Source organism: Bradyrhizobium sp. 192 (assembly GCF_023100965.1).
GTDB lineage: Bacteria > Pseudomonadota > Alphaproteobacteria > Rhizobiales > Xanthobacteraceae > Bradyrhizobium > Bradyrhizobium symbiodeficiens.
Genome location: NZ_CP064690.1, coordinates 2,853,171 through 2,871,019, shown reverse-complemented (window position 1 = coordinate 2,871,019; position 17,849 = coordinate 2,853,171). Strand labels below are relative to the sequence as shown.

Annotated in this window: 15 protein-coding genes; 8 read left to right on the top strand and 7 right to left on the bottom strand. The window is 65.8% G+C overall.

Going from position 1 to position 17,849, the window contains the following annotated elements; translation table 11 throughout:
- Window positions 1–213: 213 nt before the first annotated feature.
- The 4 genes from IVB24_RS12990 to IVB24_RS12975 form a co-directional block, all read right to left on the bottom strand.
- Complete coding sequence (locus tag IVB24_RS12990; protein ID WP_247773105.1) at window positions 214–2,760, bottom strand: HWE histidine kinase domain-containing protein; 2,547 nt, start codon at window positions 2,758–2,760, stop codon at window positions 214–216.
- Window positions 2,757–3,338, bottom strand: a complete 582-nt coding sequence (locus tag IVB24_RS12985; protein WP_247774084.1) for a biliverdin-producing heme oxygenase — start codon at window positions 3,336–3,338, stop codon at window positions 2,757–2,759. Before IVB24_RS12985 ends, IVB24_RS12990 begins: the two co-directional genes overlap by 4 nt.
- 107 nt (window positions 3,339–3,445) lie before the next feature.
- Window positions 3,446–3,607 (bottom strand): DUF1127 domain-containing protein, encoded by a 162-nt coding sequence (locus IVB24_RS12980; RefSeq protein WP_244607547.1) that lies wholly within the window; start codon window positions 3,605–3,607, stop codon window positions 3,446–3,448.
- Between the two features lie 59 nt (window positions 3,608–3,666).
- On the bottom strand, window positions 3,667–4,110 hold the full coding sequence (locus IVB24_RS12975; RefSeq protein ID WP_162308417.1) for a nuclear transport factor 2 family protein: 444 nt from the start codon (window positions 4,108–4,110) through the stop codon (window positions 3,667–3,669).
- Between the two features lie 91 nt (window positions 4,111–4,201).
- On the opposite strand from IVB24_RS12975, the gene IVB24_RS12970 reads away from it, so the two are divergent.
- Window positions 4,202–5,125, top strand: a complete 924-nt coding sequence (locus IVB24_RS12970; protein ID WP_247773104.1) for a LysR family transcriptional regulator — start codon at window positions 4,202–4,204, stop codon at window positions 5,123–5,125.
- A 98-nt stretch (window positions 5,126–5,223) separates the two neighbouring features.
- On the opposite strand, the gene IVB24_RS12965 is transcribed toward IVB24_RS12970, so the two are convergent.
- Window positions 5,224–5,844, bottom strand: a complete 621-nt coding sequence (locus IVB24_RS12965) for a glutathione S-transferase family protein (RefSeq protein WP_247774083.1) — start codon at window positions 5,842–5,844, stop codon at window positions 5,224–5,226.
- 127 nt (window positions 5,845–5,971) lie between these two features.
- Between IVB24_RS12965 and IVB24_RS12960 the strand changes: the two genes are divergently transcribed.
- The gene (locus tag IVB24_RS12960) at window positions 5,972–7,249 is read left to right on the top strand and encodes a flavin-dependent oxidoreductase (RefSeq protein ID WP_247773103.1); all 1,278 of its coding nucleotides are present in this window, start codon (window positions 5,972–5,974) and stop codon (window positions 7,247–7,249) included.
- Window positions 7,250–7,458: 209 nt separating this feature from the next.
- On the opposite strand, the gene IVB24_RS12955 is transcribed toward IVB24_RS12960, so the two are convergent.
- The gene (locus IVB24_RS12955) at window positions 7,459–7,881 is read right to left on the bottom strand and encodes a PaaI family thioesterase (RefSeq protein ID WP_247773102.1); all 423 of its coding nucleotides are present in this window, start codon (window positions 7,879–7,881) and stop codon (window positions 7,459–7,461) included.
- A gap of 237 nt (window positions 7,882–8,118) precedes the next feature.
- Between IVB24_RS12955 and IVB24_RS12950 the strand changes: the two genes are divergently transcribed.
- Window positions 8,119–9,867, top strand: coding sequence for a sensor domain-containing diguanylate cyclase (locus tag IVB24_RS12950; RefSeq protein WP_247773101.1), 1,749 nt, complete (start codon window positions 8,119–8,121; stop codon window positions 9,865–9,867).
- A 5-nt stretch (window positions 9,868–9,872) separates the two neighbouring features.
- Here the strand turns inward: IVB24_RS12950 and mutY are convergent, their stop codons facing one another.
- Window positions 9,873–10,970: an A/G-specific adenine glycosylase gene (gene mutY, locus IVB24_RS12945; protein ID WP_247773100.1), complete on the bottom strand. Its 1,098-nt coding sequence runs from the start codon at window positions 10,968–10,970 to the stop codon at window positions 9,873–9,875.
- 162 nt (window positions 10,971–11,132) lie between these two features.
- Here mutY and IVB24_RS12940 point away from each other — a divergent pair, with 162 nt between their 5' ends.
- From IVB24_RS12940 to IVB24_RS12920, 5 genes are all read left to right on the top strand, one after another.
- Window positions 11,133–11,624 (top strand): DciA family protein, encoded by a 492-nt coding sequence (locus tag IVB24_RS12940; RefSeq protein ID WP_247773099.1) that lies wholly within the window; start codon window positions 11,133–11,135, stop codon window positions 11,622–11,624.
- 139 nt (window positions 11,625–11,763) lie between these two features.
- Complete coding sequence (locus IVB24_RS12935; protein ID WP_166474327.1) at window positions 11,764–12,420, top strand: DsbA family protein; 657 nt, start codon at window positions 11,764–11,766, stop codon at window positions 12,418–12,420.
- Window positions 12,421–12,637: 217 nt separating this feature from the next.
- Window positions 12,638–16,102 (top strand): chromosome segregation protein SMC, encoded by a 3,465-nt coding sequence (smc, locus tag IVB24_RS12930; protein WP_247773098.1) that lies wholly within the window; start codon window positions 12,638–12,640, stop codon window positions 16,100–16,102.
- A gap of 32 nt (window positions 16,103–16,134) precedes the next feature.
- The gene (locus IVB24_RS12925) at window positions 16,135–17,112 is read left to right on the top strand and encodes a small ribosomal subunit Rsm22 family protein (protein WP_247773097.1); all 978 of its coding nucleotides are present in this window, start codon (window positions 16,135–16,137) and stop codon (window positions 17,110–17,112) included.
- Window positions 17,113–17,253: 141 nt separating this feature from the next.
- Entirely contained in the window at window positions 17,254–17,814 is a 561-nt protein-coding gene (locus IVB24_RS12920) for a LemA family protein (protein WP_094975717.1), read from the top strand.
- Window positions 17,815–17,849: the final 35 nt, after the last annotated feature.

The window sequence follows — 17,849 nt, the reverse complement described above, 5'->3', positions numbered from 1 at the left end:
CGGCCGGTCACGTTACCAGCCACCCCGGCAGCCGCGCGTCGCATCGTTGCGACCCACGCTGCACCGCGGCACAATGGAGGACACTCCTTAATTGAACCTTCAAATTTTTCGCGCGAGTCGAATCGGCCGGGTACAAATGCTGCTGATTTTATCGGCAGCTATGCGAGGTCATGCAGGGATCCGCAGCCGCATGCATAGCGTGACACGCAACCTTCATAGGGCGCCGGCCTGTTGCAATTTGCCGAGCGCGTGCTCGACCACTTCCAGCGTGTAGGGCTTCTGAACGACCGGCGCGTCGGCCAGCTGTTCCGGGATCGGCGCACGCTCGCCATAGCCGGTTGCGAAGATGAAGGGCACGCCAATCTCCTTCAGCTTCTGCGCCACCTTGATGCTGCTCTCGCTGCCGAGATTGAGATCGAGCATGGCGAAGTTCGGTCGGGTGCGCTCGATCGAACGCAGCGCCTGGTCGACCGTCGCGGCGGTGTCGACGTGGCGCGCGCCGAGATCGAGCAGAATGACCTCCGCCGCCATTGCGATGATCAGATTGTCCTCGACGATCAGCGCGGTCTCGGAGATTCGCGGACGGTCGGACTGCTGTTCCTCAAGCCGCATGGCGGCTCCTGCTATCGCCGGCATCAGCTCGACGAAATTGGCGGGAATGACGAACGTCGCCTGGACGCCCAGAAGGTCGAAGCGGATTTCCGCATCGCCCTTGAGATCGAACGGCACTGAGCGCTCGATGATCGTGGTGCCGAAGCCGCGCCGCGACGGCGGCTGCACCGGTGGCCCGCCGCTTTCCTTCCATTCGATCACGAGACTGGACGAGGGATCGAGGCGCCAGATCACCTCGACACTGCCGGTGGAATCGGCGAGCGCGCCATATTTGGCGGAATTGGTCATCATTTCGTGGACGACGAGAGCCAGCGTGGAGAACGCCTTGGGATCGAGCGCGACGTCCGGCCCGCCCATCTTCACCCGGCCTGCACGCGCTCCGAGATAGGCGCCGGCCTCGGATTCGAGCAGGGTCCGCAGCGCCACCGGCGCCCAGTTCAGGTTGGTGATCTGGTCGTGGGCGCGGGCCAGGGCCTGGATACGACCGCCAAGGACGCTCGCAAACTCCTCCACGCTCGTCGCCGTGTCCTTGCTTTGCGCCACCAGCGCGCGGACCAGGCTCAGGATGTTGCGGACGCGGTGATTGAGCTCGGCGATCATCAGCTCCTGCCGCTCCTGCGCGCCGCGGCGCTCGCGCGCGGCGAGGTCGGACAATTGCAGGATCACCTCCAGCAGCGTGACGCGCAGGCTCTCGGCGATGCGGATGTCGGCAGACGACCACGGTTTCGATTGCCCCGCCACCGTCTCCTGCCAGAGCTCGAAGCTCTTGCGCGGCGTCAGGCGCGGCCCGTTCGGGCCTTCGTCGTAGACCTTGTCGGGAGCGCTGGCCCAGTTCACGAAACGCGTGACCTCGCGCCGGAAGAAGACCAGGCAGTCGCGCGGTGTCCGTGAGATGGGAATGGCGAGAAAACCCGCCGCGCGGTCGCGAAAAGCCTGCCCGGCGGCATAGACCTTGGCGATCTCGGCGCTGGCAAAGATCCGGCCCGGCGAGGTCCGGTTGATGAAGGCGACGAGATCCTTCACCTCGTCTTCGGTGGGCGTGTCTCCCTCGAGCGATATCTTGTTGTCGGACCAGATCGCGACGCCGTCGCACGCGATCATCTTGCGGTAATCGCTGAGAAAGTCGACGACCGCGCGCCGGCTGTGCTCGTGTGAGGCCGCGATCTCGATCAAGCGCTCCTGAACCTGGTGAGCTCGCGCCTCATAGGCGACATCACCCTCGCGCTCGCGTCCCTCGACGATCCAGGAGAACATCTGTCCGAACAGCTCGGCCGCGGTGCGCTTCTCGAACGAGATGTAGCGCGGCGAGTAATGATGGCAGGCGAACAGGCCCCACAACTTGCCGTCGCGCAGGATCGACACCGACATCGACGCAGCGACGCCCATGTTTCGCAGATATTCAATGTGGATCGGCGAGACCGATCGCAGCACGCTCATCGAGAGGTCGAGCAGACCGGCATTGTGCGTGGGGATGGAGGTCAGGGCAGCGGGCTTGGCGCCGATGTCGGCGATGATGCGCAGCCAGTTGCGCTGATAGAGGATCCGAGCCTGCCGTGGAATGTCGGACGCCGGATAATGCAGGCCGAGGAAGGATTCGAGCCCGGCTTCCGCGGTCTCGGCGATGACCTCGCCCGACCCGTCCGGGTGAAACTGATAGACCATGACCCGGTCGAAGCCGGAGAGCACCTTGAGCTGGCGCGCGGCTTCGCGGGCAAGCTCACTGATGCCGCGCGTCTTGCGGATGCGCTCGAGCATCAGGCGGACGAGCTCACCGGAACTGACGCCGGGCTCGTGGACGCTGGGTTCTGCCTCAATGACGAGATAGACCCCGGAGAAATGGATCGAGAGATCGTAAAGCGGCTTGCCGGTCAGGAGCTCGACGCCGAACAGGCGCTCGGTCGCATCCGGCCCGCTCAAATGGTCGACGTGCCGGCGGATGGTCTCGACGGCAGCTTCGGAGATGACGCTCGACAATGGCTGCTGGAGCAGATCGGCCACGTCGCTTCCGAGGAAGCTGCCGACATTGTCGGAGGCCATGCAGATCGTGAAATCCGAGAGGACAGTGAGCATGAAACCGAACGGCTGCACGCTGCCGGGAATGTGGATCGGCTCGCGATCGCAATTGGTGAGATTGACCGCCTCGCTCATGCGCGGTCCGCCGCCTGCTCGAAAGCGGCGAAGGCCGCGCCTGCCGCCGCGATCGCTTCGTCGTCGCAGGCGTCTTCGGCTCCAAGCTTCGCCAAAAAGCTCTGCCAGAGCCGCTGGCCCGCACCATGGCTGAGATAGTCCGTGGCCTCACGGATGCGCGGATCTGCAGCGTCAGCGACCGCCTTGAGCAGGAATTTGGCGCCGAGCCGGGAGCCCTCCAGCACATACATCGTGCCGAGCACGCCGCTTCGTGTCAGGGGCCGCACCGACACCGTGGATTGCGCGGCGCTCCCAAGCCGGCCGAGATCAGCCGCAACTGCAGCGCTGCGCGACCGCTCCGGCCAATCCTGAAACATTCTGGCAACGCCGGCCTCGACGAGCGCCGCCTCGAGCGGCAAAAGCGCGCCCGCACTGGCTTGCAGAAAACGACGGTAGCCGGACAAGGTGGCGAGATCCAACGACGTCAGCTGCGCATCGAGGTACCGGTGCGCAACCGCAGTGGCGTCTCTTAGTTTTTCGCGGAGTCCGGGGAAGCTAAGGCCCACATGTGTCGAAACGTCCGAAGCCCCAGTCAGCATAGATTTCCCAACGCGCGCGATGCCAAGGGCGCGATTGCCCCGGAGCGGACGAAACGCCGGGGGAAACCCAAAGGTTCCCACCGGTGCCGGAAAACGGCGGCGGCGCCCTACCGCTGCCGACGGGGCTTCCTCAACTCGTACTCGATCTCGGACCTGGTCATGCCGCAGTCCAGCAGCTCCCGTTCGGTCATGGCTGCGAGCTGAAACCGGGCGCGGGACCGCTCCCGCCGGACCCGCACGATGTCCACAAGCGTCCGCCAGGCCCGCATGACCATCGCCGGCTGTGACGAACAGGACCGCCCGGCGGACGCGACGCGGTTCAATCCGGTCAGCGCGCTGCCCTCACGGGTGTCTGCGGAAAGGGCCCGAGTGCCTTCTCAGTCAGGATCGAGTCGCAGTATTCCCGAATCTCCTTGATCTTGCCGCCCTCGAGACGAAACACCAGACAGTAGTCGTTGTCGTAGCGGACGCCCTCCGGCGTGACGTTGTCGCCCTTGGCTTCCACCACGACGACGTCGCCATCGGCGATGAAGCGGTGGGCGACAGTCCGGGTGCGGTCGACCAGGCGGGTGCGCACATAGGCGTGCAGATCGTTGAGGATCGACTGCTTGCCCGAAAAGGTCCTCGACCAGGAATACTGACCGGTCACGACCCATCGGGCGTCGTCGGCAAGGCTTGAGGTAAAGAGGGCGCGGTCGCGCGCGGCCGGATCCGGATCGGCAGCCGCGGCAAAAATGTCCTGCATCAGTTTCTTGTTGGCGCTCGCGCTCATTGCGGCATCTCCGTTTGGTGGCAACACGGAGATCATCGCGGGAAAATGATCATTCTTCAAATCAATAGCGAATATGATATCTATTCGCCTCATGAATTTGAATTCGCTTGACCTGAACCTGCTGACCGCACTCGACGCGCTGCTGCGCGAGGCCAATGTCAGCCGCGCCGCCCTGAGAATGGGTCTGTCACAGCCGGCCGCGAGCCACGCGCTCCAGCGCCTGCGCAACATCTTTGGCGACCCGCTGCTGGTGCGCACCGGTGCGCACATGGAGCTGACCCCGCGGGCACAGGCGCTGCGCGCGCCGCTGGCACAGGCGCTCGATCAGGTACGCGGGCTGTTCGTGCCCGAGGAATTCGATGCCGCGCGCAGCGAGCGGCAATTCCGCCTGATGATGCCGGATCTCGCGGTCGAGCTTCTGATGCCGCCCTTGATGGAGAAGGTGACGCGGCTGGCGCCCAATGTCCGCATCGACGTCGTGCCATGGCGGGGTCCTGCGATTTTCCACGCCGAATTCGCACGCACGATCGATCTGGTGATCTCGATCGGCAACGCCTTCAAAGGCTTTCACCGCCAGTTGCTCTACACCGACAGCGACGCGCTGGCGGTGCGGCGCGGCCATCCGATGGCTGCGAAGCTGAAGCGGCGCGAAACCTTCCTGGCCGCGCGCCATGTCGGCGTGATCATTCGTGGCCAGCCTGAGGATTTGATCGACACCTGGCTGCGCAGCAAGGGCATCGAGCGGCACATCTCGCTGGTCGTGCCGGGCTATCTCGAAGCGCTGCATGTCGCCGCCCGCACCGACCTCGTCGCCTTCGTGCCGCGCCGGCTGATCGCAGCGCTGTCGAAGCAGCTCGGCCTCGTCACGGTGACGCCGCCGCTCGACCCCGGGATCGACGAGCAGTTCATGTTCTATCCAACCCGCGCCCAGATGGACCCGGGCTCGATCTGGCTGCGGCGGCTGATGCTGGAGACAGGGCAGGAATTGGAGAAGGTTAAGCGCAAGCTCTCGTAGGTGGGCGAAGCGGAGCGTGCCCACCACCTGTCGCCGCCGAAAAAAAGATCGTGGGCACGGCGCTTTGCGCCTTTGCCCACCCTACAAGAGCCGCCCTCTCACGCCTTCTGCGCGGCCATCACCTTCGCCACCGCGGGACGATCCGACATGCGCTTGAAATGGTCGGCAATCTTCGGCGTGGCGTTGATGTCAACGCTGTCGCCTTCGAGCCAGGTGGAGAGCGTGTAGAGATAGGGATCGCAGATCGTGTACTGCTCGCCCATCGCCCAGGGTCCCCTGAACATCTTCTGCTCAATCAGGGCAAAGCAAGCCGCCATGGTCTTCGGCACCATCGCCTTCATGTCTGCGAACGAACTCTCCTGCGCCGCCCAGCGCGCACCGCGCATCTTGTGGGCATGGTTGATGTGCACGGTCGAGCACAGATACGAGTTGAGGGACTGCACCTGGGCGAAATCGAAGGGATCGTCGAGCGGCGCGAGCTTCGCCTTCGGGAAGGTCTGGGCGACGTAAGCCAGCATCGCCGGCGTCTCGGTGAGGACGCCCCGATCGGTCACCAGCGCCGGCACGCGGCCCTTCGGGTTGATCTTGAGATAATCCGGGCTGTTCTGCTGGTTGTCCTTGAAGCTCAGCCGTTCGGCCGTGTAGTCGGCGCCGGCCTCCTCCAGGGTGATGTAGGTGGCGAGCGCGCAGGTGCCGGTCGCGTAGTAGAGCTTGAGCATGTCGGACCTCATGGGGAAAATCGGACGTTAACGGCCCTCAGCCGCGCCGTCCATAGGGGACGTCTTCGCAGTTGCCCACGGCCGCCCGGCTGTGCGAAGACGCCTTCAATCGAGGGGGGATTTTGTCATGACGGTACTCATCGCCGGTGGCGGCATCGGCGGCTTGACGCTTGCGCTCAGCCTGCACGGAATCGGCGTTCCCGTGAAGGTGTTCGAGAGCGTCGCCGAACTTAAGCCGCTCGGCGTCGGCATCAACGTGCTGCCGCATGCGGTCCGCGAGCTGATCGAGCTCGGGCTGCTGGACAAGCTCGATGCCAGCGGCGTGCGGACGCGCGAGCTCGCCTATTTCTCCAAGCACGGCAAGCCGATCTGGAGCGAGCCGCGCGGGCTTGAGGCCGGCTACAAATGGCCGCAATTCTCGATCCATCGCGGCACCCTCCAGCAGATCCTGCTGGACACCGCGATCGAGCGGCTCGGGCGAGGCAACATCCTGACCAGCCATCACCTGACCGGTTGGACCGAAACCGCCAACGGCGTGCGCGCCGACTTCATCGACAAGGCGACCGGCAAGGCCGCCGGCACTTACGACGGCGCGATCCTGATCGCCGCCGACGGCATCCATTCCGCCGTGCGCGAAAAGCTGTACCCGGGCGAAGGTCCGCCGATCTGGAACGGCCGCATCCTCTGGCGCGGCGTCACGCCGTCCAAGGCCTTCCTGACCGGCCGCACCATGATCATGGCCGGCCATGAGATCCTGAAATTCGTCTGCTATCCAATCAGCAAGGCGCCGGACGCGGCGGGCAACCATCTGATCAACTGGGTTGCCGAACGCCATATGCCGCCGACCTATCAGTGGCGGCGTGAGGACTATAACCGCACCGCGCGGCTGGAAGAGTTCTTGCCCTGGTTCGAGAACTGGCAATTCGACTGGCTCGACGTGCCCGGCCTGATCAGGAACTGCCCGCACGCCTATGAATATCCGCTGGTCGACCGTGATCCGATCCCACAATGGACCTTCGGCAAGGTCACGCTGATGGGCGATGCCGCGCACCCGATGTACCCAATCGGCTCGAATGGCGCCTCGCAGGCGATCCTCGATGCCCGCACCATCACCCGCGAGATTCTCGCGCATGGACCGACGACCGCGGCGCTGCTCGCCTATGAGGCCGAGCGTCGCCCCGCGACCACCGACCTCGTCCTGCTGAACCGCAAGAACGGCCCCGAGCAGGTGATGCAGCTGGTCGAGGAGCGCGCGCCCGACGGTTACAAGGTCGTCACCGACGTGCTGTCGCAAAAGGAGCTGGAAGACATCGCCGCGAACTACAAGCGCGTCGCGGGATTTCAGGTCGAAGCGCTGAATGCCAAGCCGCCGATCGTGAGCAAGGACGCGCGCGCGGGGGTGTGAGCCCTGCAGTCAGGACGAGATGCAAATGAGGTGCCCTGGCCGCTTGTGGGAGAGGGCAGCCCCTCTGGTGGACGCAAGCTCACTTGGGTGAGGGGTTGTCTCCGCGCGCGCCTCTCTCACGTTCGAATTCGCTGAGAGATACCCCTCATCCGGCGCTTCGCGCCACCTTCTCCCACAAGGGGAGAAGGGAATAGAAGTACGCAGTTGGACTATTTGCTGACTACCCGCACCGCCTCCAGCAGCCGCTCGCTGGCGCTCGCCGTCGCGAGCACCGCCCCGTTCTCCGCCATCAGCTTGGCCTCGACGAACGCAATGGTCCTGCCGAGCTGTGTCACCCTGGCCTCGCCGATGATCGGACCGGGTTTTGCGGGGCTGAGGAAATTCACGGTCATGCTGATCGTGGTGGTGTAGAGCCGGCCCTCGCTCATCACCAGCACCGCCGGGCCCATGGTGTTGTCGAGCATGGCCGAGAGCATGCCGCCCTGGATGAAGCCGGCCGGATTGCAGAACTCCGGCTTGCCCTCGAAGCCGAGCTTGATCCAGCCCTCCTCAGGGCGGGCATCGAGCAGGCGCCATCCCAGCAATTCGGCACAGGGTGGCCTTGGAAAATTGTCGAGCGCGGTCTTGATCATGCAAAACTCCTCCGTTGTTGCCGACCTAGCGCAGACCTGCTGCCAGCATAGTGTCAGCACAGCAGCGGAACCTACCCCGCGGGAACTCCGCGGGCCCAAGCCGCCCCAGCGCAATTTAAGGCCACTTCAACCAAACCCGTTTCACCAGCGATTCAATACGATCGAATCGAAAATACCGCCGGTAATCGGTTCGCAGGTACCACATGGGAGAAGCGACCGTGACACCGGAGCCCTTCCATGAAAACCCTGTTACGGCAAGCTGTCGACCGTTTGCACGCGATCGAAGACCATCTGACGGTACGCACGCAGATCGCGGCGGCGGTGGCCGCGATGTCCATCGTGCTCGTCGGCGTCCTCGCAGTTGGCGCGGCTTTTATCAGCTACAGGAACACCTCGGCTCTGATCGAGAGCAGCCTCGCTGGAATCGCATCCAGCGCCTCCGGCCGGCTCGACCGATTCATGGCGACCCGCCAGCAGGAGATGAAGCTGTTCGCGGAACTCCAGCCCATGCAAGCGCAGTGGCAGGGTGACCCCGCCGCATTGCGCAGCTCGCTCGAGGACGTCCAGCGATCGTTTTCCGAATTCTCCTGGATCGGCTTTGCCGACGTCCAGGGCAACGTCGTCGCCTCCACCGGCGGCCTACTCCAAGGCAAGTCGGTGGGCGCGCGCCCGTGGTTCAAGCAGGGTCTCGACAGGCTTGCCGTCGGGGACGTGCATGAGGCAGTCCTACTGTCCTCGCTGCTGACGCAGCGCGCCAACAACGAGCCTTACCGCTTCGTCGACATCGCCGTCCCCGTGCACGATGCTGGCGGCAAGCTGCTCGGCGTGCTCGGCGGGCATCTGGACTGGAACTGGGCCAGCAATCTGATCAAGGATGTCGAAGCCAATGACGGCAACACCGACACTCGGCTGTCTATCCTCAGCAAGGGCGGAATGGTGCTGCTTGGTCCGCAGAAAGAGACTATCCGTTATGGCGGCGACGAACTTGCCGCCATCGTGAAAGCCGGCATCGGTACCTTCAGGGAAGCGGATGACGGACAGCAGATGCTGACGGCGTTCCACGTCGGCAGGGGTCATCGCGATTATCAGGGCCTGAACTGGATCGTCACCGCGAGCCAGCCGGCGAGTGTGGCGCTGGCGGCGGCGATGTCCTTGGCCCAGACGATCTTGGCAATCGGCGCCGCCACCGCACTGATTGCACTGTCGCTCGCCATGCTGGTCTCGCGCCGGATCGCCTCGCCGATCATCGCCCTCACGCGGGAAGCCGACCGCATCGGACGCGCGCACGGCCCGACCATGCTGGCGCGGCAGAGCGGCTCCGCCGAAGTTGTCCAGCTCTCACGCGCGCTGCGCTCGCTGCTCCGCCGGATCGGCCTTGCCGAGGAGCGTACCAAGGAAGCCGAATTGCGCGCGACCGAGAACGCGATGCAGTTCCAGGAGGACATGCTGAGGTTGCGCCAGCTCGCCGAAACCGATTTCATGACCGGCCTGATGAACCGCCGGTCCTTCCTGAGCGTCGCCGACGACGCTGTCGCGTTCTGCCGCCGCTACAAGCGCCAGATGGCGACGCTGATGATCGACATCGACCATTTCAAGAAGATCAACGACACCCACGGCCACGCCGCAGGCGACGATGCCATCAAGGGCATCGCCGACATCATCGGTCAGTCGATCCGGACCACCGACAAGGCAGCCCGCTTCGGCGGTGAAGAGTTCGTGGTGCTGCTGCGCGAGATCGACCAGCAAACCGCCGTGCTGCTCGCCGACCGCATCAGAGCGTCGATCGAGAGCGCGACGGTGCGGCATGGCGATGTCGTCATCCCCATCACCGTGTCCGTCGGGCTGGCGATGTTCGACGAAAGCGACCGCGACGTACAGGACGTGATCGAGCGTGCCGATCAGGGCCTCTACGTCGCCAAGAAAACCGGACGCAACCGCACCTTCCTGATGCCGGCCGAGGACGAGCGCGCCGCGCGCGCCGCCTGACAGTCCTAATCCAGCGCGTGCGCAATCACCTTGCGCATGACATTGGGCAGCGCCTCGTCCGCAAGGGTGGCGACCGGCACCCAGCGCATGCCATCGGGCGCGCGGGTGCGGCCCACGGCCTTCGCCGTGTAGACCACCAGCTCCAGTGGAAAATGTGTGAAGACGTGGGTGACGACGCCCATCTTGCGCTGCCAGCGCGACAGGCCCTTGAGGTCCGGCGCCTGCAGCTTCGCTGCAGCGTCGTCCTGGCCGGCCAGCCAGTCCGAGCCGGGCACTTCGGTCATGCCGCCGAGCAGGCCCTTTTCTGGCCGGCTGCGGACCAGCAGCTCCTCGCCGCGTGTGACGACGAAGGCCGCTCCGCGCCGCAACGTTCCGCTCTTCTTGGGCGCCTTGCGCGGAAAGGTCTCCTGCGTGCCCTGCAGGCGCGCCGTGCAATCCTCGTTCAGCGGACACAACGAGCAAGCCGGCTTTTTCGGCGTGCAGATCGAGGCGCCCAAGTCCATCAGCGCCTGTGCACTGTCGCCGGCGCGGGAGTTTGCAAGCAGCGTCGCCGCCAGTTGCTGGATCAGAGGTTTCGCCTGCGGGAGTTCATCTTCAACCGCAAAGAGCCGCGACACCACGCGCTCGATATTGCCGTCGACCGGCATGGTGTGGCGATCGAAGGCGATGGCGGCAATCGCCGCCGCGGTGTACGGCCCGATGCCCGGCAGGGCACGCAGCCCCTCCTCGGTGTCGGGAAAGCTGCCGCCATGCTCGCGCGTCACCGCGACCGCGCAGGCGTACAGGTTACGCGCACGCGAGTAATAGCCGAGCCCGGCCCACATCCGCAGCACGTCGTCCTGCGAGGCCCGCCCGAGCGCGGTGACATCCGGCCAACGCGCGACGAATTTTTCGAAATAAGGCCCAACCGCCTTCACCGTGGTCTGCTGCAGCATGATCTCCGACAGCCAGACGCGGTAGGGATCCGACGTCTCGCCGGGCGCCGCCCGCCACGGCAGACGGCGCCGGTGCCGGTCGTACCATTGGAGCAGCAAGGTGGGGCGAGCCGAACCTGCCGACTGAACTGGTTCCGACTTGGCCTTACGCGCAGATTTCGGGCTCATGTTCTTACTGTAACGACCTCCCGTCGATCTCTCCACGTCATGCCCGCGCTCGTCGCGGGCATCCACGCCTTTCTTCGCAGGAAGAACGTGGATGGCCGGGACAAGCGCGGCCATGACGAGCCGCGGGTCTGTGGCCAGCGCGCCAAAATGCTATAAGGCCCCATGTCCAAATTCCCGCCCAAACCCGGCCCCATCAGCGCCAAGCCGCTGGGCACCCTGCTCAACGACGTCTTTGCCGAGGCCTATGCCAAGCAGGGCTTTGCGGCGCGCGAACTGGTGACGCGGTGGGCGCAGATTGCAGGCCCCGAGATCGCGGCCCATGCCGAGCCCCTGAAGATGCAATGGCCGCGCCCGGTGGAGGGCCAGCCGCAGGAGCCGGCGACCCTGGTGCTGCGGGTGGAGGGGCCGATGGCGCTGGAAATCCAGCATTCCGCCGACATCATCCTGGAGCGGGTCAACCGTTTCTTCGGCTGGAGCGCGGTCGGCAAGCTCGCCTTCCGCCAGGCGCCGCTGTCGCGGCCCCAGGCCCGGAAGCGGCCCGCCCCGCCCGACGCCAAAGCAGTGGCCAAAGTGGCGGAGAGTCTGGGCGACATCGAAGATGAACAACTGAAGACGGCGCTGGCGCGGCTGGGGGCCGCCATCAAGCGAAATTGAGCCTTATTTCGCGGTCAATCTGGACCCGTCTCCACCGCTCGCCATTGCTTCAAGCTACGTTTCAAGCTAGCGACAGGCCGCCCGGGCGGGAACTTGATAGACCCCTGGGGCGACATTTTTGCCAATTCGGGAGCCGACCGTGATCATCACCCGCCGCGCCTTCACCACGATGCTGTCGCTGACAGGGCTTGCCGCGCTCGCCGGGCTCTCGCCGCTGCAATTCATATCCGAAGCCATGGCGCAATCGGCCGCCGACGTCGCCAAGCCGGTGTCGCTGCCCGACATGGCGCTCGGCCCCAACGACGCCGCCGTCACCATCACCGAATACGCCTCGATGACCTGCCCGCACTGCGCCGCCTTCAACGAGCAGGTGTTCCCGAAGATCAAGAAGGAATACATCGACACCGGCAAGGTGCGTTACATCTTCCGCGAGTTCCCGCTCGATATCAAAGCCGCCGCCGGCTCGATGCTGTCGCGCTGCATCGCCAAGGATGATGCGCCGAAATACTTCGCGGTCACCGACATGCTGTTCCGCCAGCAGAACGACTGGGTGGTGAAGAACACCACCGAGACCCTGACGCGCATCGGCAAGCAGGCCGGCCTCACCCAGCAGCAGGTCGAGGCCTGCCTGAAGGATCAGGCGCTGCTCGACAAGATCGCCGCCGACCAGAAATATGCCAGCGACGTTCTGAAGGTGGATTCGACGCCGACCTTCTTCATCAACGGCGAGAAGATCAAGGGCGAGACCTCGTTCGAGGAGTTCGCCAAGAAGATCAATCCGCTGCTGAAGAGCTGATTCGCTCGTCAAGATCCTGATTCGCATCTCGAAAGCCGTATCTTTCCCGGCATAAATCCCTTGGGAAAAGCGGCTTTCGCCGGTTGCCCTCGCGGCGCACCGCGGCCATTGTCCAGCCGCATGAGGCGCCTCGCGCGACTCGCCCGGATAGCGACATTGCCTTCCATGGTAGTGTCCCGGCAGGGGGATTCGCGCCTGCCAACAGAGATGCGTGCTTATGAAAATCACCCGCCTGCGCCTTCACGGCTTCAAGTCCTTCGTTGAGGCCACCGACTTCGTCATCGAGCCCGGACTGACCGGCGTGGTCGGACCCAACGGCTGCGGCAAGTCGAATCTCGTCGAAGCGCTGCGCTGGGCGATGGGCGAGACCTCCTACAAGTCGCTGCGTGCCGCCGACATGGATGCAGTGATCTTCGCCGGCTCCGGCAACCGTCCGGCCCGCAACCACGCCGAAGTGACGATGACGATCGACAATTCCGATCGCACCGCGCCGGCGGCGATGAACGACAGCCAGCTGCTCGAAATCTCGCGCCGCATCGAGCGCGAGGCCGGCTCGGTCTATCGCATCAACGGCCGCGACGTGCGCGCCCGCGACGTGCAGATCCTGTTCGCCGACGCCGCCACCGGCGCGCGTTCGCCCGCCCTGGTCCACCAGGGCAAGATCGGCGAAATCATCCAGGCCAAGCCCGAGCAGCGCCGCCGCGTGCTGGAAGACGCCGCAGGCGTCGCCGGTCTGCATGCCCGTCGGCACGAGGCCGAGTTGCGGCTGAAGGCGGCTGAAACCAACCTCACCCGCGTCGAGGACGTGATCGGCCAGCTCGCAGGACAAATGGAAGGCCTGAAGAAGCAGGCTCGCCAGGCCGTGCGCTACCGCGAAGTCGCGGCCAAGGTCCGCAAGGCCGAAGCCACGCTGTTTCATCTGCGCTGGATCGGCGCCCATGCCGACGTCAACGAATCCGGCCAGACCCACGATCTCGCGGTGCGCGAGATGGCCGAGCGCACCCAGCACCAGGCCGAAGCCGCCCGCATCCAGGCCATTCGCGCCGCCGAAATGCCGGCGCTGCGCGATGCCGAGGCGCGCGCCGCGGCCGGGCTGCAGCGTCTCACCAATGCCCGCGAGCTGCTCGACCGCGAGGAGGAGCGCGCCAAGGAGCGCGTCGCGGAGCTCGAGCGCCGCCTCGCCCAATTCGAAGGCGACATTTCCCGCGCTCAGCAGCAGACCATGGACGCCGACGTCGCGCTGCAGCGGCTCGACACTGAAGATTCCGAGCTGAAGGAAGAGATCAAGTCGCGCGTCGAGAAGCGCTCCGGCGTCGACGAGCGCGTCGGCGAAGCCGAGGCGGTGCTGACCGAAACCGAGCAGCAATTCGCCGAACTCACCACAGCGCTCGCCGACCTCACCGCCAAGCGCAACCAGCTCGAGGCCAACGTCCGTACCCACCGCGACAAGCTGGCCCGGCTCGACCAGGAGATCGCGAACGTTGCGGCCGAAGAGCAGAAGCTCGCCGCCGAGACCGGCGGCTTCGGCGACCTCGACGAGCTGACCGCTCTGGTCGAAACCGCGGAAGAGACGCTCGCGGCTTCCGAAGCCGCAGCGCAGGCGAGCGAAGCCGCGCACGCCGCGGCGCGCCAGACGCTGGAATCCTCGCGCTCGCCGCTGGTCGAAGCCGACAAGCGCGCGCAGCGGCTCGAAACCGAGGCGCGCACGATCTCCAAGATCCTCAACGGCGAGACCAAGAATCTGTGGCCGCCGATCATCGACGGCATCACCGTCGACAAGGGTTTCGAGAAGGCGATCGGCGCCGCGCTCGGCGACGATCTCGATGCGCCAATCGACCCGTCGGCGCCGATGCGCTGGACCAATGTCGGACACACCGACGGCGATCCGGAGCTGCCCGAAGGCGCCGTGCCGCTCGCCAATCATGTGCAGGCGCCGGCCGAGCTGACGCGCCGTCTGGCCCAGATCGGCGTGGTGCCGCGCGAGCGCGGCGCCGAGCTGGTGTCGCAACTCAGGACCGGCCAGCGGCTGGTCTCGCCCGAAGGCGACGTCTGGCGCTGGGACGGCTTCGTCGCCGCAGCCCATGCCCCGACCGGTGCCGCGCGGCGCCTCGCCGAGCGCGCCCGTCTCGTCGACATCGAGAACGAGCTGGAGCAGGCCCGCATCGACGCGCAGATCAAGCGTCAGGCGCTGGAGAACGCCGAGTCCGAGCTGCAGATGGCGGCCAGCATCGAAGGCGCCAGCCGTGAAGCCTGGCGCGCCGCGCAGCGCGAGCTCAATGTCGCGCGCGAGCGCCACGCCACCGCCGAGCGCGAGATCAGCCGTCATGCCGCGCGCAAGGCGACGCTGTCGGAAGCGCACAGCCGTCTCGCCGCCGACCGCGCCGAGGCCGAGGCCGCCTACGAATATGCCGAAGCCGGCATCTCCGAGCTGCCGTCGAGCGAGGACACCGAAACCCGCCTCGCCGCGGTCCGCAGTGACATCGAAGGCCATCGCCGCATGGCGGCCCAGGTCCGCGCCGAGGCGCAGGCGCTGGCCCGTGAGGCCGAGCTTGCCGACCGCCGCGTCCAGGCGATCCTGGCCGAACGCACGGAGTGGCAGAACCGCAAGGAGAGCGCGGCCTCCCACATCGACACCATCCAGGCCCGCATTGCCGAGCTCACGATCGAGCGCAGCGAGCTCGAAAACGCGCCCGTCGTGTTCGCCGAAAAGCGCAGCGCACTGATCACCGAGATCGAATACGCCGAGAACGACCGCCGCATGGCCGCCGACGCGCTTGCCACCGCGGAGAGCGCGATGGCCGAGACCGATCGCGTCGCCAAGTTGACCCTGGAGGCGCTCTCCAGCTCGCGCGAGGCCACCGCCCGCGCCGAAGAACGCATGGAAGGCGCGCGGCGCCGGCTCGAGGACATCGAGCGCGAGATCCGCGACATGCTCGAAGTCGAGCCGCAGGCCGTTGCAGGTCTGGCCGAGATCGAGCCCGGCGCGGAGCTGCCGCCGCTGCACGACATCGAGGAAGACCTCGAAAAGATGCGCCGCGACCGCGAGCGCCTCGGCGCAGTCAATCTGCGCGCTGAGGAAGAGCTGCGCGAGGTCGAGACCCAGCATAACGGTCTGGTCACCGAGCGCGACGACCTGGTCGAAGCCATCAAGCGGCTGCGCCAGGGCATCCAGAGCCTCAACAAGGAGGCGCGCGAGCGGCTCCTGACCTCGTTCGAGGTCGTCAACAACCACTTCAAGCGCCTGTTCGTCGAGCTGTTCGGCGGCGGCGAAGCCGCGCTGCACCTGATCGAGAGCGACGACCCGCTCGAAGCCGGCCTCGAAATCATCGCAAAACCGCCGGGCAAGAAGCCGCAGACGCTGTCGCTGCTCTCGGGCGGCGAGCAGGCGCTGACCGCGATGGCGCTGATCTTCGCGGTGTTCCTCACCAACCCCTCACCGATCTGCGTGCTGGACGAAGTCGATGCGCCGCTCGACGACCACAACGTCGAACGGTACTGCAACCTGCTGCACGAGATGACGAGCTCGACCGACACGCGCTTCATCATCATCACGCACAATCCGATCACGATGGCGCGGATGAACCGTCTGTTCGGCGTCACCATGGCCGAGCGCGGCGTCTCGCAGCTGGTGTCGGTGAGCCTGTCCGAGGCGGTGGACATTCTCGACCAGAACGTGGCGTGACGTCTCTGGCTCCGAAATGAAGGTGGGCGAAGATGATCTCGCCCACGCTTCCGCCTGAACTGAAGGCAGCCCTCGACGGCAAGCTGCAGGGCTTTTCCCGCACCGACGCGGCACAGCGATCCGAGAGGATCTCGACAACCTATCGCGCCGGCGGCGGCTCCGGCACGATCAAGTCGGACGCCGATGCGCTCGCCTATGCGCTGGCGCGCATGCCGGCGACCTACGCGGCCGTTGCTGCAAGCCTCAATGCGCTGACCGAGATCGCGCCTGATCTTGTCCCGAAAACGCTGCTCGACGTCGGCGCGGGCCCGGGCACCGCGAGTTGGGCCGCCGCCGAGGCGTTTCCATCGCTGCAGGATTTTACACTACTTGATGCCAACGCCACGCTGAGCCGGCTCGCGCTTGAACTCGCTCGCGACAGCTCGCGGCTGGCGGAGTGCCGGTATCTGCCCGGCGATGCCGGCGGCAACCTCACCGAGATCGCGGCGGCCGATCTCGTCGTTGCGAGCTACGTCATCGGCGAGCTCGGCGAGGCCGATCAGCGCAAGCTCGCGGACGCCATGTGGGCCAAGGCGCGCCGTGCCCTGATCGTGATCGAGCCCGGCACGCCCGCGGGCTACGCGCGCATCCTCGCGCTGCGCCAGCAATTGATTGCGGCTGGCGCTTACGTCGCCGCACCCTGCCCGCACGAAAAGCCCTGCCCGCTCACCGCGCCCGACTGGTGTCATTTCAGCCAGCGCCTGCCGCGCTCGCAGGCCCATCGGCAGATCAAGGGCGCCGACGTGCCGTTCGAGGACGAGCGCTTCATCTACGTCGCCCTGACCCGCGCAGCACCTGCTAGCCGCGCCTCGCGCGTGCTGGCGCCACCGGATGTCGGCAAGGCCGAGATCACGGCCAGGCTCTGCACCGAGGACGGTGTCGCTATCACGAGGGTGCCTCGCCGCGACAAGGCCGCCTATGCTGGGGCGCGCCGCTGGCGCTGGGGTGACGCTGTTCTGTCCGAAAGTTAACCCTCGCCCGGCGCTTTTGTCTTGAACTCGGATGGCTCCCGGTCCGACCAAATCCTACCTCCCCCTCTGCGCAGGGGCTCTCGCTCCGCGTCAATTTGGTCTACCCTAGCTCCCGCCTCTTCCCCCCTTCAGGAGTTCTCCATGTCGACCGGCTGGATCGTTCTCGGCGTCGTCGTCGTTCTCGTGTTCCTGGCGTTCAGCGCCTACAACCGCCTGGTGGCGCTGAGCCAGCGGGTCGGCCAGGCCTTTGCCGATATCGACGTGCAGCTCAAGCAGCGCCACGATCTGATCCCGAACCTGGTCGAGACCGTGAAGGGCTACGCCTCGCATGAGCGCGGCACGCTCGACGACGTCATCAAGGCGCGCAATTCGGCGATGTCGGCGCAGGGCCCTGCGCAGGTGTCCGCAGCCGAGAACCAGCTCTCCGGCGCGCTCGGCCGGCTGATCGCGCTGTCGGAGGCCTATCCTGACCTCAAGGCCAACGCCAATTTCCAGCAGCTCGCATCCGAACTCTCCGACCTCGAGAACAAGATCGCGGCCAGCCGCCGCTTCTTCAACAACGCCGTCCAGGAATACAACACCGGCATCCAGCAGATGCCCGCCGCGCTGTTCGCCGGCATGTTCGGCTTCACAAAGAAGGACTTCTTCGATCTCGGCGCCAGCCGCACCGAAGTCGAGGCCGCGCCGCAGGTGAAATTCTGAAATTGAGCCGATAGGCCGGCAGGGCACCCCGCGTC